We start from the raw sequence: 13,390 nt of genomic DNA on the forward strand, positions 1-13,390 counted from the left end.
CCCCTACATGCAAATGTTGCCATTGGGATGTAACTGGAATGAACTCAATTGCCCCAACGCTGCAGACATTTTTAAAATATCGTCTAAAGATTTTTTCTGCGCCAATACTTTGAGCAATTTAATTACCCCGCCATGCGTGACCAATAACACACGTTTAGGTTGTTGCTCAAGTTGTTGTATATATTGGTTGAGATCGGACAGACCTTGCAAAACGCGCTGCTGAAAATTTAGCAAAGATTCTGCTTGTGGCGGACTAAATTGGGTCGGTGTCATCCAAAATTTAGCTAAATCTTCAGGGTATTGTTCATATAAGGTTTGAGTGGAAATAGCTTCCCATGCACCAAAATGCATTTCCTGAAATTGTGCATCAATATACAGTGGCAATTGCTGTGCTTGCGCAAAGGTCTGGGCAACCTGCAGACAACGCTGTAAAGGTGAACTTGCCACAACATCCCATCGCTGTCCTGTAGCTATTGCCGTGTTTAAAGTCTGCTGCATGTCTTGCCAACCTTTTAAAGTCAAAGCATCATCGGTTGAGCCACGCAAAGTATGACCCAATTCTGTTTCGCCATGTCTTAATAGGTCTAGCATGATCATAAAGATACTTTCTCACCAATAACCGCAGCTTCGGCAAAAGTCGCCATTTGATTATGCAAGGCACAGGCCAGTTGGATAATGCCCAATGCCGCGCCCGCACCGCTGCCCTCACCTAAGCGTAAATTTAGATGCAGCAAGGCTTGTGCACCTAATGCTTCTAATAAGCGACGATGTCCATATTCAGCCGATTGATGCCCAAACAACATCCATTCTCGGACTTGAGGATTTAAACGCACTGCAACTAATGCAGCAGCACTGCTGATAAAACCATCCACCACCATCGGCAAGCCCAACTGCGCACAGCGAATATACGCGCCCACCATTGCAGCGACCTCCAATCCACCAACTGCACATAAGGCTTTAAAAGCATCATCTTGCACATAGTTCTGATGTAGAGCTAAAGCAGCATCAATCACCTGTTTTTTATGTTGCAATTGTGCAGTGTCAATTCCTGTGCCTATGCCAGTCAAGGCTTCAGCAGGTTCTTGTAATAAAAAGCAAGACAAGGCTGATGCCGAACAGGTATTTCCAATACCCATTTCACCTGCGACATAAATCGAGGCCTGCTGTGCGATGGCATCTTCCACACTTTGACGTCCAAGTGCCATCGCATCTGCACACGCTTGTTCAGTCATGGCGCGGGTTTTAGCAAAATTCGCTGTGCCTGCACGAATACAATGCCGCTCTACTCCTGCATATTCATACGCTTCCCCGACCGAGCCGCAATCCACCACTTGTAAATGCGCCTGATATTGTCGGGCGATGACGCTGATACATGCCCCACCTGTGGCAAAATTTTGTAGCATTTGCCGAGTCACGGCTTGGGGATAGGCGGAAATATTTTCTTCCATCACGCCATGATCGCCTGCGAAAATACATATCCACGGACGTTCAATATTCGGCTGCGTTGTTCCTTGCAAAGCCGCCAGTTGAATCGCAATATTTTCCAATGTTGCCAATGAACCTGTCGGTTTGGTCAATTGAAGTTGTCGTGCAATTGCCTGTTGTTTCATCTGTTCGTTCGGCTTTTGACACGCTGCAAACCACCAAGTCATTGATTCTCTCCTTTTAAAAGCATTGGAAAACCTGCGACACAGAACTGCACTTTGTCTGCAATTTGCCCCAATTGCTGATGTAATCGCCCTGTTTCATCGACAAATTTTCGAGTTATTTCGCCCATAGGCACAACGCCCAAACCTGTTTCATTACTCACTAAAATAATATCGGCTTGTAAGTGAGGTAAAACCTCGAGCAATGCTGTAATTTGTTGTTCGGCAAAGTTTTCTTCAGATTGCATCAATAGATTACTCATCCACAAGGTTAGGCAATCCACTAAAATCACAGTATTAGGATGATCCAACACCTTTAATTGCTGCGCTAAATACAAAGGCTCTTCGCACAACTGCCAAGTCTGTGGACGCTGTTGTCGATGATGCTGAATCCGCGCCTGCATTTCTGCATCGCCCGCTTGTGCAGTTGCTACATAAATGACGGATTTGCCAAGTTGCTGCGCGGTTTGCTCAGCCATACGGCTTTTACCCGAACGCGCACCGCCCAAAATAAGTTGAATCACATGTGCTCCAAAGGAAATTGATGCGTGCTAAATAGCTGACCTTGTAAAGTGTGTGCCTGATAATAACCAAAATTTAAATGATGGATATCTAAATCGAAATATTGCACGGGGAGATTTTGAATGCGCTGCAAAATCAAATTGGTTGAACACGCTGTTTGATATAAACCCAAAGTAATATGTGGATGATACTGTAAAGCTGCGATTTCAGCCCCGCCTACGCTAAGTGCCTGACGTATACGCGCCAGTTGCTGTGATTGATCTTGCACTTCTACAAATAAAGCACTATCAAAGCTATTAATGCCGCCCACTTTTAGTTGAAAAGGCTTGAGTTGCATCTGCCGTAAGGCCTGAACTTGTTGTTGAAACTGTGATTCGAGAAAGTCATCTTCCCAATATTTTTTTGCTGCATAAAATCCACAAATATATAAAGTGATATGAAACTGACGTGTATTTGGGCGAAATAACACGTCTGAAAATTGCTGTTTTAATTCTTTTAAATAGCGCTCTAAATCTAGATTTTGAACAGTCAAATACCAAAGTGCATAACGCTCACGCCCACGATGCCATTCAGGATAATCATGCTGCTGTGTTGGAATAACGTACTGATTGGCTTGAATAAACACGGGATAATTCAATGAATTAAAACAGCTTATGGTAAAACATTCACAACTGAATAGACATGAAAATCATGCAATTTGAGGTGAATATTTTTCAGTTTGGTATTTTAACCATCTACATCATTTAAATAATTTTGATTTTAATGAGATGGATAAAATTCAGAAGATGGCTGAAACAGGTCTGCAATGTTATGCTGAAATGAAGATGATATTTTCTAATCTACACAAGACACTACATTACTGTGAAGCTTTACCCCATCAGAATCGGTATAACTGGAGTTTATGATGCAACAAGAATTGATCTGTTATAAACAACTTCCTATTTGGAATCATGACTCAATTCCACAAGGGTTTAAAAAACAACACAATACCCAAGTCGGCACATGGGCGAAGTTGACTATTTTAAAAGGCGAATTGCATTTTTCGATGCTGCATGAATCTGGTGAAGTACAATCTGAGCATATTTTTTCCGTGGAAAATCAACCACCATTTATTGAACCGCAAGCGTGGCATAAAATTGTATCTGCCAGTGATGATATTGAGTGCCAGCTTAGTTTTTATTGTTTGCCTCAAGATTATTTTGTTAAAAAGTATAAATTAAGCCCAACACATTCTGAAATTTTAATGGCACTTCCACAGTTAACCGTGGGTAAAGCTTTGGATGTTGGCTGTGGTACAGGCCGAAATGCGCTGTATTTGAGCCAAAACGGTTTTCAGGTGGATGCTTGGGATGTGAATCCGAGTAGTATCCAAAAATTAAATGAAATTATTGCTACAGAACAGATTTCATCTATTCAAACTACTGTGCGGGATTTAAATCAGGATGCCACAATTACGGAGGAATATGACTTCATTAACTGTACAGTGGTGATGATGTTTTTGGCGCCTGAAACCATTCCTACGCTTATTCAGCACATGCAGCAAGCGACCAAACCACAAGGCTTTAACTTAATTGTTTGCGCTATGGATACTGAAGATTACCCTGTGCAACAAGACTTCCCTTTTAGTTTTAAAGCGGGTGAGTTAAGTGCTTATTATGCTGATTGGGATATTGTGAAATACAATGAAAATGTCGGTGAGTTGCACCGCACAGATGCAGATGGCAATCGCATTAAACAGCGTTTTGCGACGTTGTTGGCGAGGAAGAAGTAGATGTGCAAGTGGAATCTTAAATGAATAAGCTTTTGAGCTGCTCACAGACTACATTTCAATTGCTGACATAAAGCTTAAAATAAAAAACCACTTAGGATTAGTACACCTATGTGGTTGTTTTATATGGTGGGCCCAGACGTTACCATACTATCCTGTATAATACTGAAAAATAAATGATTTATTTTTAAAAGAATAAAATGATACAAAGTCGGATACATAGAAAATTATATGTAATTTTTTGTAATATAACACCTTAAAAAACCATGAATATCTTGAATAAGTTTTGTAACTATTTGATATTTAAATAGTTTAACTTATTCATACATTATATATGAATAAGTTAAAAGCTTTTAAAATCAATACTTTAATTAAATACATTCAACTTATTCAGTAATTAATCTCCAAAACCATCCTTTTTTCTTAATAGGTTCAATCTTACTTTCATTTTTCAAAAGTTTGATTGCTCTACGATATGTACTTTGACTTATATTGTTTGTATCAGTAATAAATTTCTCAAGTTTTTTAGACTCAATTACTTGTTCTTCACTCAAGTAATCTAAGATTAAAAGCTGAGCACGAGAAATAGTAGAATCTTTCTCTATTGCATTTTCTTTCGAGTCATAGTTCGTAAGTTCATCATAATCACTATCAAGATATTCAGTCCATTTAACACGAGTTGTATTGATATTTACATCAACTATAAAGTCTTCGATCTCATAGACTAATGCACCTTTCAATTTTGTAATATTACTTTTTGCTCTAACTAAAATCTTTTTTCCATTAATTACTAAAATAATCCACACCATTCTTGTAAGCGCAGTAAATGCTTGGGAACCAATAATTTTATCTACGGGAGAAGTAGTAGGTAGATTACTTTTGGAAAAATGTGTTATACCGACAATTGCACAATTATATTTTTGAGCGAGTTCAACAAATATAGCCAAAGATTTTCGGACTTCATTTGATTTATGCATATCTCCAGATATTACAGAAACTATTGGATCAATTATAATTAATTTAATATTTGAGTCTTCAATTAAACAATTTTCTATTAATTTAAAATCCTGAGTTGGATCAAAATATTCTACCTTATCCTCCTTTTTAAGAGTTCCAGTAATATAATATATATTAGAAGTATTCGCACCACACGCTGTCAGCCTTGGATTAAGTGTTGTTTCAATATCATCTTCTGTTGAGTAGATAACAACACTACACATATTAGAATAAATAGATTGAAATGGTAATGTTCCACCATTAGAAATTGTTGCAGCAATATTCATTAATAATGTTGTTTTACCAACACCAGCAGGGCCCGCAAGTAAAGTTAATTTACCTAATGGTAGCCAATTTTCCCATAACCATTGAGTATTTTCATTTTTCACATCTTTCATTTGTAAAAGTTTAATTTTTTTACTTACATTCATTATTATTCTCCAATTCATAATCCGAAGGACTTAAATTCAAAACCCAACTTTTAACTTCATTTTCACGATAAAAAATTCGAGCTTGCTTTTTATCGCCAAATTTTATCGGCTTTGGGAATGAAGAATCTTTTTGCTGCAAGTTATACAACGTATTTCTACTAATTTTTAAAATACGACAAACATCTTTAATCTTCAAAAGCATTTGTGAGCTCCATTAACAATGCAAGAGCCATCATGATTTTTCTTGAAATTATAAACCCTTATGTTTTTTTACTATTTTTATAAAAAAAACCTAAGAAATTGAAATATATTATTTTATTTTTAATATTTCTTTAACTTTAGCCTTTGCGGCATCATCATTTAGTACATCTAAGTCGGTGTAAAGAATTTGAATTAATTTAGAAATTATATTTATATTGTAGGGTCTTTCATTTGGTAAAATATCTGCCTTTCCGTCAATATCCCATATGTCTTTAATAAAGAATGTTCTGTGCGATGTATTATCGACTCGTGGAGATTTAATATTTAGTATTTCTGTTTCTATTTTTTTGTAAAAAAAATCAAGCAGATCACTATCCACAAATTCAACATAATCAATTAATTTATTATATATTTTTTCACTTAGTAAAATATCATTATATTTTCTTAAAAACTTATATTCTGGTATTTTTATATCATCTTCCATACCACTTAAAGGAGAAATATAATTATTATTTTTCATATACTCCAAAAAATCTTCAATATCTTTATTATCATATTTTTTTGCATATTCTTTTAGTTCATGAAATCTTACATCTATCATTTCCATATCTATAACAGCAATTATTTTTTCTTTTCTCAAATAATTCACAATCTTATTAACATAGCTTGAACTTAAATAAAAAACTGTTGTCTTGGTTTTCGACAATGGTGATGTATTTAATAAATTTATCATTTTATTTTTTGCTGACTCAAGCTTATTGAGCCATTTTTTTAATTCAGTTCCACTATATACTAAACCACTATCCAGTTTTTCCTTATATTTTATTGAGAAATAATATTTTTTAGAAAAAAGAATTAAATCACTTAGCTTTAATTCACATTCCAATATTTTTCTAAAAGACTTATCCTCCAACAATATATAAATTGTCTTAACTTGAAAATCTTTTTCCTCAACACTAAGGTAAGTTTTAAATCTTAGATTATTACTTATAAATTTAGTTTTATTAATTTTATTATTAATTTCATTATATTTTTTCAGAAATATAGCTACTTCCTCTTTGTCTTCTTGTGTAACTCTTTCCATTTAATTATCTCAAATTAAAATTCTTCATTACTGATTTACAAACCAGTATAAAACTTCTCAATCAACTGGCGTGTCTTGACCAGCAAATTGCTAAACACGTTCTCCCGCTCAAACAGCTTCACTTTATAGTTTGGTAAGTCCTTCAACTCTTCTTTACGTGGTAGGCGTTTGGTGAACTCATAATGCTCCAGAACCTGCTTCATCGCTTCTGGTTTCAGGTTTTCTTCTTTACAAAGATGCTGATAGGCCTGTTCTTTTTCAGCATCCCAGAACTGAGCAAAAGCCGTTTGGACGCTTTGACCATTGATCATCTTCGGCATGTTTTCTTCAATGAATTTTTGAATGAGGTCTTGCTTATCGTGCAAGCTAATATCACTACTGATTAAATCGTAAATTTGCGCTTGGTACTTCTTACGCTTGTCCTCTGAGTCTGTATCAATCACCAGTTGTAGGAGGTTGATAATATACCCCACATTAATGCGGTCACTGTGCAGTAAATCCAGTTGAAAATCGACATCATCCAATACCGATACTTTTTCTTTCTTAGTGGTCTTTCTAACGGCACGACATAGGTCAGCATACTTAGAGGCGAAGTTTGCAAAGTGCTGCTTATCAAGTTGTGTTTGGTCTTGATCGTATTCAATAAAAGTTTGTAATTGCGCGTTATAGCGCATCACTTCACGGAAAGCTTTAATAAATTCGAGTTGCTGTTCTTCAGTGACAAGATCATCGACTGATTGGTAATTGGGCGTTAAGGCAAACAATTTGCTCACCGCTGCTTGGTAATCCTGTTCGATTTCCGCATAGCTGGGAACAAGTACAATCTTGGTCGTTTCTTTATTGGAAAATAGTGCCAGTGCTTCATCTGTTGCACGTTTTAGGTTGCGGAAACAGATGATATTGCCAAATGGTTTTTTATCATTGTAGACACGATTGGTACGAGAGAATGCTTGAATCAAGCCATGATATTTTAGGTTTTTATCGACATACAAGGTATTTAACGGCTTAGAGTCAAAGCCCGTGAGGAACATATTGACCACGATTAGAATATCAATCTGTCTGTTTTTTACGCGCTGTGCAATGTCGCGGTAGTACGCATAAAATTGATCACCTGAATTGTAGTTGGTTTTAAACTGTCGGTTGTAATTGGCAATGTAGCGATCCAGCTTATCCCGACTGGATGAATTGACCTGAGTTGGAATATCTGCGGCTTCTTCATGAATCAAGCCAGTTAAGTCATCAGTCGGTACAGCCTCATTTGCCGCATAGGAAAAGATGGTGGCAATGGTCAACGGTTTAAATATCCGACCTTGTGCTTCATCTTCAATTTGCTTTTCAGCCTGCACCTTTTCAAAGAGGTCGTAATATTGGGTCAGTGTTTCGACCGAACTGACACAGAACATTGCGGTAAATTCGCGATTACGAGTTTTGGTATCGTGGATATTGACAATGTAGCGGGCAATCATTTCTAGGCGTTGCGGGTTGTCATACAGTTCTTTGGTATCGATGCCTTCTACATCTTCCTCATAACTTTCATTAGTCGCCATGCCTTTGGCGGTGTATTTACCACGATAATCAATTTGGAACTGCAAGACGTTACGGTCACGGATGGCATCGACAATCACGTATTTATGCAAACACTCATTAAACAGGTAGTCTGTGGTGAGTTTTAAACCTGCTTTGCTTTGGCTGTTCTTTTCAAAAATAGGCGTACCGGTAAAACCAAACATTTGTGCATTGCTGAAGAATTTTTTGATGTTCTGATGGGTCTCACCAAATTGACTGCGATGACATTCATCAAAAATAAAGACTACTTTTTTATTTTTAAGATAATCAATCGATTCTAAATAACGGTCTGTGCTGATGGCCCGATTGAGTTTTTGGATGGTGGTCACAATCAGTTTGTCATGGCGTTGATCCAGCTGTTTGACCAGGGTATGGGTGCTATCGGTACTGTCGACGCTTTCAGCTTTAAAGGCATTAAATTCACGTGAGGTTTGCGTATCGAGGTCGTTACGATCGACCACAAACAGAACTTTTTCCACATCAGGCATTTGCATGATGATCTGACTGGCTTTAAATGAGGTCAGGGTTTTGCCTGAACCTGTAGTGTGCCAGATATAGCCGTTCTGATCGGAGTTTTGCACATGCTCCACAATTTTCTGTACTGCATAAATCTGATAGGGACGCAGCACCATCAGGCTTTTGGTGGTTTCTAGCAGCACCATGTACTGGGTCAGCATTTGGGTTAGATGCTGCTGATTTAAAAAAGCTTCGGCAAAGTCGACAATTTCATTGATATGTTTGTTATGGACATCTGCCCAGGGAAAGGCAAACTCGATGCCTGTGGTGCCGTTGGAGTAATAACGGGTATTGGCACCATTACTAATGACAAAGAGCTGAATAAAACCAAATAGCCCTTGCCCTGCCCAATAGGCTTCACGAATATAGCGTTGCGTTTGATTAAAGGCTTCGGCGATTTCCATGCCGCGTTTTTTTAGCTCAATCTGTACCAAAGGTAAACCATTGACCAGTAAGGTCACATCAAAACGGCTGGTACGGCCGTTATAGTCGCGGTGGTCGATAGTGATTTGATTGGTGACCTGATAAATATTTTTGCTAGGATCATCAGACAGGAAAAAAAGGTGTTTACTGGTTCCATCATCAAATTTGACTGGGAACAGATCACGCAGATTTTTGGCGCGCTCAAATACTGTGCCCGTATTTAAAAAACTGATGACCTGTTTCCATTCAGTTTCTGACAGTGGTGCAAGTCCATTGGCGCGTTCAATCTGGATTTTTAGGTTAGACAGTAGTTGGCTTTCGTCCTTGAGCGTCACTGAGGCATAACCCAATTGCTTGAGCTGGCTAATCAGTTCATTTTCAAGTTGATATTCGCTTTGTACTGTCATTCCCTTCCCCTCTAAAATCTTAAATTATTCACTTCAATGTTTGTTTAATTAAACTCAAGATATATTCTAGATTTTCCGTATCTATAACTACAATTTCACAATCACCACTTCCATGATGGTCAACTCCTGTCATATCTTTGACTAATCCTTTAGGATCATCTATTTCATTGTACTTTCTATTCAAATAGATCTTGATTTGATTTTTCCTGATTGAGAAATAGACTAGATTTTTATTGTTAATTTGAAAGGCTATATAGACTTTTTTAATATTTAGTTCAAAGTTTGGAGAAAGATTCAAAATAGAATCCCTGAATCTTTCATATAACTCTCTAATATCATCAGATTTATCACCTAAATGATGTTCTTCATCATATTGCTGAATTTCTTTAGCAATCTTTTGAATTTGTTCTGACTCAATTTTTTGCACTTGTTTAATCGACGGTGCTGACTTCGCCTTTTGCAATGGATTGACAGAAACAATTCCACCCTGATAGCGTTTGATTTCCCACAGTTCAATGCCTAAATCTTTAAAGTTAGTGGACTGCTTTTGAAAGTCGGTAAAGCTCGGTGAAACAAAGATGATTCGGCTTTGTGACCAGTCGACATCCTGACGTTTAAGCTGTTTGCTCTGGCTCTCGTTGTACTCCACGATAAAATCTGCCTTATAGTCGAGCATCAGATTCAGATAAGAAACGCCTTGATCAATCACGCTATAATTGCGTTCTCGCTTATATTCGATAATTACGAAAGCTTGGCTTTCAGGATCGAAAGCTAAAGTATCGATACGATTATTTTTAATCGTAAACTCAGATTTAATAAATTCCAGACCTGTAAAACTGTAAAGATTACTTTCAAACAGGCTTTGAATCTCTCTTTCCAGACGAAAAGGATCTTCTGTAAGTTCTACTAATGTCTGTGCTTGGGTTTGATAAAGTTGCATTCGGTTCCCCCTACACAAACATCTGCTGCAATAAGCCTTTTTTCCAAGTTTTGGCTTGTTCAATTTGCTGTGCCACCACTTCAATTTTTTGGTCAATGGCAGATAAGAAATTGGCGATTTTGGTTTGTTCTTCTAAGCAAGGGTATATATATCCTATTTTCTTTAAGTCTTTGTTATATACATGTTTGACTGTCGTTCCTGTAACGCATAACAAAACTTTCTGTTTTTCAAAATTAATTAAATAGCTAAAAAACTCTGAAGAACATGGTATTTGGGGTCTAAGAATATTGATATCTCCACCTAGAAAAACATTACTTACATTTAAACAAGATGCTTTTGCTAGTCCATCAGGCGTTACATCAGAACTAGGCATTAAAATATCTCCAATTTCGCCTAGATTTTTAGCTAATAGAGAAGTTTTAGACGATATATTGGTTATTACCTCCTTATACTTGGTGAATAATTCACCATAATGTATACAAAGAAACTCTCCATTTTCAGATATATCTGTTTTGGAAAAGGGTTCACCACGTGAAAAACTAAAAATATCTTCTAATTTTTTAGTTTTCCACTCCCCAAACTCACTGCCATCATCCGCTTTAAAACGAATTTGCTGGCTAAACAGCTTTTGCATCATGCCTTGTTTATATTGGCTGAGTAGTTCGTGTTTTTGTGTGAGTTGGTTGATCTTTTCATCCACGGAAGAAAGAAAAGAGGCGATTTTGGTTTGTTCTTCTTTGGATGGATACCCTATTTCTAATTTTTTAATATCTCCTAATTGCAAATCCATAATTGTTGATTGGTTGACAACAGATATAGCTTTAAGTTGAAAACTTGTTGTTCTCATCTGCTGTAAAAAAAAATATGGATCCTGCTCACTTAAGTTATTTAAACGAATATTTGCAATATTCTGTGTAATCGCAAATTTTTCATCTGTTTCAACAATTGAGGTAAATCCAATACTTCCTGTCTTACTTAAAAATAGGTCATATTTTTGAGGTTTAGCCTTATCACTTAAGAGCATAAAGTCTGATATAGAAATTTTAGGCGCATTATCAAAATCAATATTCCCTGTAGAAATTTCTCTAGCAGAAATTAATTTAATTCCATTTTCAATATATTCAGGTCGTACAGTTAAACCATAGGAAATATGAGACGCTACTTTTCCAAAATTAGTTTTAACCCAATCCCCATCAAACTCTTTAAATCTTAACTTAGGCGCAGCCATTACTTCACCTCCGCAAACGGTGAAACAATACCAAGCTCTTTGCAAAAATCTGCAATGATGGCATCGGTTTTTTGGCTCTCAACTTCCAAAGATTGAAGCTGTTTTGCAATCGCATCTAAATCAATCTCGGCTTCCGCTTCAAAAGTATCCACATAACGCGGAATATTCAGGTTGTAATCGTTATCTTTCACTTCTTGCAAAGTCGCCACATGCGCATATTTTTCAATATTTTCACGCTTTTCAAATGCCGCAACAATCTTATCCAAATGCTCAGGCAATAACTTGTTTTGGTTCTTCTGCTTTTCAAAATCATTGCTGGCATCAATAAACAGAATATTGCCGCTCTGCTCACGGTTTTTCTTCAACACCAAAATACAGGTTGGAATAGACGTGCCATAGAAAATATTGGCGGGTAGACCAATAATCGCATCCACCACGTTCATCTGTTCAATCAAATACTGACGAATTACGCCCTCACTCGAACCACGGAACAAGACGCCATGCGGCAATACCACCGCCATGGTGCCGTTGTCATCCAGTTGATACAGCATGTGCTGAACAAATGCCATATCGGCTTTGGAGCTTGGCGCCAATTTGCCATACGCGGCAAAGCGTTCATCTTGTAAAAATAACGGATCGGCAGACCATTTTGCAGAAAATGGCGGATTCGCCACCACTGCATCAAACTTTTTATCTAAATGCTGCGGGCGGGTTAAAGTATTTTCCTGCTTGATGTCGAACTTGGCAAAATGCACATCATGCAGAATCATGTTCATGCGGGCCAAGTTGTAAGTGGTACGGTTCATCTCCTGACCGTAAATCATATCGACATCTTTCACTTCACGTTTTACCCGTAGCAACAACGAACCTGAACCGCAAGTCGGGTCATAGACTGAACGTAAACGGTCTTTGCCTTGGGTGACAATCTTTGCCAGTAAAGTCGATACCGTTTGCGGAGTATAGAATTCCCCCGCTTTTTTACCTGCACCTGAGGCAAACTCGCCAATCAGGTATTCGTAAGCATCCCCCAGTACATCGGCTTCGGTATTGGAAATATCAAAATCAATATCATCTAAATGACTCAGGACTTTCGCCACCAGTGCATTACGGTCACTGGCATTATTGCCGAGCTTGGTCGAGTTTAGATCCAAATCTTCAAACAGGTTGGCAAAGTCATCGGCAGAGTCGGTGCCTAACGTGCTTTGTTCAATTGATTTTAAGGTCGCAGTTAAATCATCCAAAATGAATTCGCCCTGACGACCACGCTCGGCTAAGGTATGGAATAGCTGTTTGGGTGTAAGCGCATAACCGACTTCGGCAATGGCATTCTTTTTAATTTCTTCAATGTAAGGCACATGCTCAGGATTATTTTCATCTAATTCTAAAAAGCTGACTTCTTCGCCATCGAGCAATTCATTGGCAAATTTCACCGACTTTTCTGATAAATATTTAAAGAAAATAAAACCCAGAATGTAATCACGGAATTCATCGGCGCCCATGGTGCCACGCAAAGTATTGGCAATATTCCAAAGTTGTTTTTGTAATTGTTGCAGTTGTACGTGGGTCATTGTTATGCATGTCCGATGAAATGAATAAAATATGACTAGTGTACCGAAAATTAAAGTTTTTTCAGCAAAATTGGAAATAGAAAGACAAAATTTG

11 protein-coding genes and 2 pseudogenes are annotated in these 13,390 nt (G+C 37.4%); 1 reads left to right on the plus strand and 12 read right to left on the minus strand.

Going from position 1 to position 13,390, the window contains the following annotated elements; translation table 11 throughout:
• Window positions 1-3 precede the first annotated feature (3 nt).
• The 4 genes from FTT78_RS09165 to FTT78_RS09180 are packed head-to-tail and all read right to left on the minus strand — an operon-like array spanning window position 4 to window position 2,793.
• Window positions 4-597 (minus strand): histidine phosphatase family protein, encoded by a 594-nt coding sequence (locus FTT78_RS09165; RefSeq protein WP_180044071.1) that lies wholly within the window; start codon window positions 595-597, stop codon window positions 4-6.
• On the minus strand, window positions 594-1,652 hold the full coding sequence (cobT, locus tag FTT78_RS09170) for a nicotinate-nucleotide--dimethylbenzimidazole phosphoribosyltransferase (protein WP_179996655.1): 1,059 nt from the start codon (window positions 1,650-1,652) through the stop codon (window positions 594-596). Before cobT ends, FTT78_RS09165 begins: the two co-directional genes overlap by 4 nt.
• Window positions 1,649-2,170: a bifunctional adenosylcobinamide kinase/adenosylcobinamide-phosphate guanylyltransferase gene (gene cobU / locus FTT78_RS09175; protein ID WP_180044073.1), complete on the minus strand. Its 522-nt coding sequence runs from the start codon at window positions 2,168-2,170 to the stop codon at window positions 1,649-1,651. The genes cobT and cobU overlap by 4 nt, the downstream gene beginning before the upstream one ends.
• Complete coding sequence (locus FTT78_RS09180; RefSeq protein WP_180044075.1) at window positions 2,167-2,793, minus strand: 2'-5' RNA ligase family protein; 627 nt, start codon at window positions 2,791-2,793, stop codon at window positions 2,167-2,169. Before FTT78_RS09180 ends, cobU begins: the two co-directional genes overlap by 4 nt.
• Window positions 2,794-3,072: 279 nt before the next feature.
• Here FTT78_RS09180 and tehB point away from each other — a divergent pair, with 279 nt between their 5' ends.
• The gene (gene tehB / locus FTT78_RS09185) at window positions 3,073-3,939 is read left to right on the plus strand and encodes an SAM-dependent methyltransferase TehB (protein WP_154321273.1); all 867 of its coding nucleotides are present in this window, start codon (window positions 3,073-3,075) and stop codon (window positions 3,937-3,939) included.
• Between the two features lie 383 nt (window positions 3,940-4,322).
• On the opposite strand, the gene FTT78_RS09190 is transcribed toward tehB, so the two are convergent.
• The 8 genes and pseudogenes from FTT78_RS09190 to FTT78_RS09220 all read right to left on the minus strand — a co-directional run bounded on the left by FTT78_RS09190 (window position 4,323) and on the right by FTT78_RS09220 (window position 13,296).
• Window positions 4,323-5,363, minus strand: a complete 1,041-nt coding sequence (locus tag FTT78_RS09190) for an AAA family ATPase (RefSeq protein WP_180044077.1) — start codon at window positions 5,361-5,363, stop codon at window positions 4,323-4,325.
• A complete protein-coding gene (locus tag FTT78_RS09195) occupies window positions 5,350-5,565 on the minus strand; it encodes an AlpA family transcriptional regulator (RefSeq protein WP_168407858.1) in 216 nt (71 codons plus the stop codon). The genes FTT78_RS09190 and FTT78_RS09195 overlap by 14 nt, the downstream gene beginning before the upstream one ends.
• Before the next feature lie 108 nt (window positions 5,566-5,673).
• Window positions 5,674-6,648: a hypothetical protein gene (locus FTT78_RS09200; protein WP_168390306.1), complete on the minus strand. Its 975-nt coding sequence runs from the start codon at window positions 6,646-6,648 to the stop codon at window positions 5,674-5,676.
• A gap of 35 nt (window positions 6,649-6,683) precedes the next feature.
• Window positions 6,684-9,560 carry a type I restriction endonuclease subunit R gene (locus FTT78_RS09205; protein WP_180044079.1) on the minus strand — a complete coding sequence of 959 codons (2,877 nt, stop codon included), beginning with the start codon at window positions 9,558-9,560 and terminating at the stop codon, window positions 6,684-6,686.
• Window positions 9,561-9,588: 28 nt separating this feature from the next.
• The gene (locus tag FTT78_RS09210) at window positions 9,589-10,500 is read right to left on the minus strand and encodes a DUF5655 domain-containing protein (protein WP_180044081.1); all 912 of its coding nucleotides are present in this window, start codon (window positions 10,498-10,500) and stop codon (window positions 9,589-9,591) included.
• Window positions 10,501-10,510: 10 nt separating this feature from the next.
• Window positions 10,511-11,239 (minus strand): annotated as a pseudogene (locus tag FTT78_RS13555) (restriction endonuclease subunit S); the annotation flags it as partial.
• Window positions 11,228-11,728, minus strand: a pseudogene (locus FTT78_RS13560) (restriction endonuclease subunit S); the annotation flags it as partial. The pseudogenes FTT78_RS13555 and FTT78_RS13560, both read right to left, overlap by 12 nt.
• Window positions 11,728-13,296 carry a type I restriction-modification system subunit M gene (locus FTT78_RS09220; RefSeq protein ID WP_180044085.1) on the minus strand — a complete coding sequence of 523 codons (1,569 nt, stop codon included), beginning with the start codon at window positions 13,294-13,296 and terminating at the stop codon, window positions 11,728-11,730. The gene FTT78_RS09220 and the pseudogene FTT78_RS13560, both read right to left, overlap by 1 nt.
• Window positions 13,297-13,390 lie beyond the last annotated feature (94 nt).

It is taken from the genome of Acinetobacter sp. YH01011, from assembly GCF_013420785.1.
GTDB classification, from domain to species: Bacteria; Pseudomonadota; Gammaproteobacteria; order Pseudomonadales; family Moraxellaceae; genus Acinetobacter; species Acinetobacter towneri.

Coding starts and splice junctions, on each gene's coding strand:
- FTT78_RS09205 (WP_180044079.1), bottom strand. CDS start 9,560: ATGACAGTACAAAGCGAATATCAACTTGAAAATGAACTGATTAGCCAG.
- FTT78_RS09210 (WP_180044081.1), bottom strand. CDS start 10,500: ATGCAACTTTATCAAACCCAAGCACAGACATTAGTAGAACTTACAGAA.
- FTT78_RS09200 (WP_168390306.1), bottom strand. CDS start 6,648: ATGGAAAGAGTTACACAAGAAGACAAAGAGGAAGTAGCTATATTTCTG.
- FTT78_RS09165 (WP_180044071.1), bottom strand. CDS start 597: ATGATCATGCTAGACCTATTAAGACATGGCGAAACAGAATTGGGTCAT.
- FTT78_RS09220 (WP_180044085.1), bottom strand. CDS start 13,296: ATGACCCACGTACAACTGCAACAATTACAAAAACAACTTTGGAATATT.
- tehB (WP_154321273.1), top strand. CDS start 3,073: ATGCAACAAGAATTGATCTGTTATAAACAACTTCCTATTTGGAATCAT.
- FTT78_RS09190 (WP_180044077.1), bottom strand. CDS start 5,363: ATGAATGTAAGTAAAAAAATTAAACTTTTACAAATGAAAGATGTGAAA.
- FTT78_RS09195 (WP_168407858.1), bottom strand. CDS start 5,565: ATGCTTTTGAAGATTAAAGATGTTTGTCGTATTTTAAAAATTAGTAGA.
- cobT (WP_179996655.1), bottom strand. CDS start 1,652: ATGACTTGGTGGTTTGCAGCGTGTCAAAAGCCGAACGAACAGATGAAA.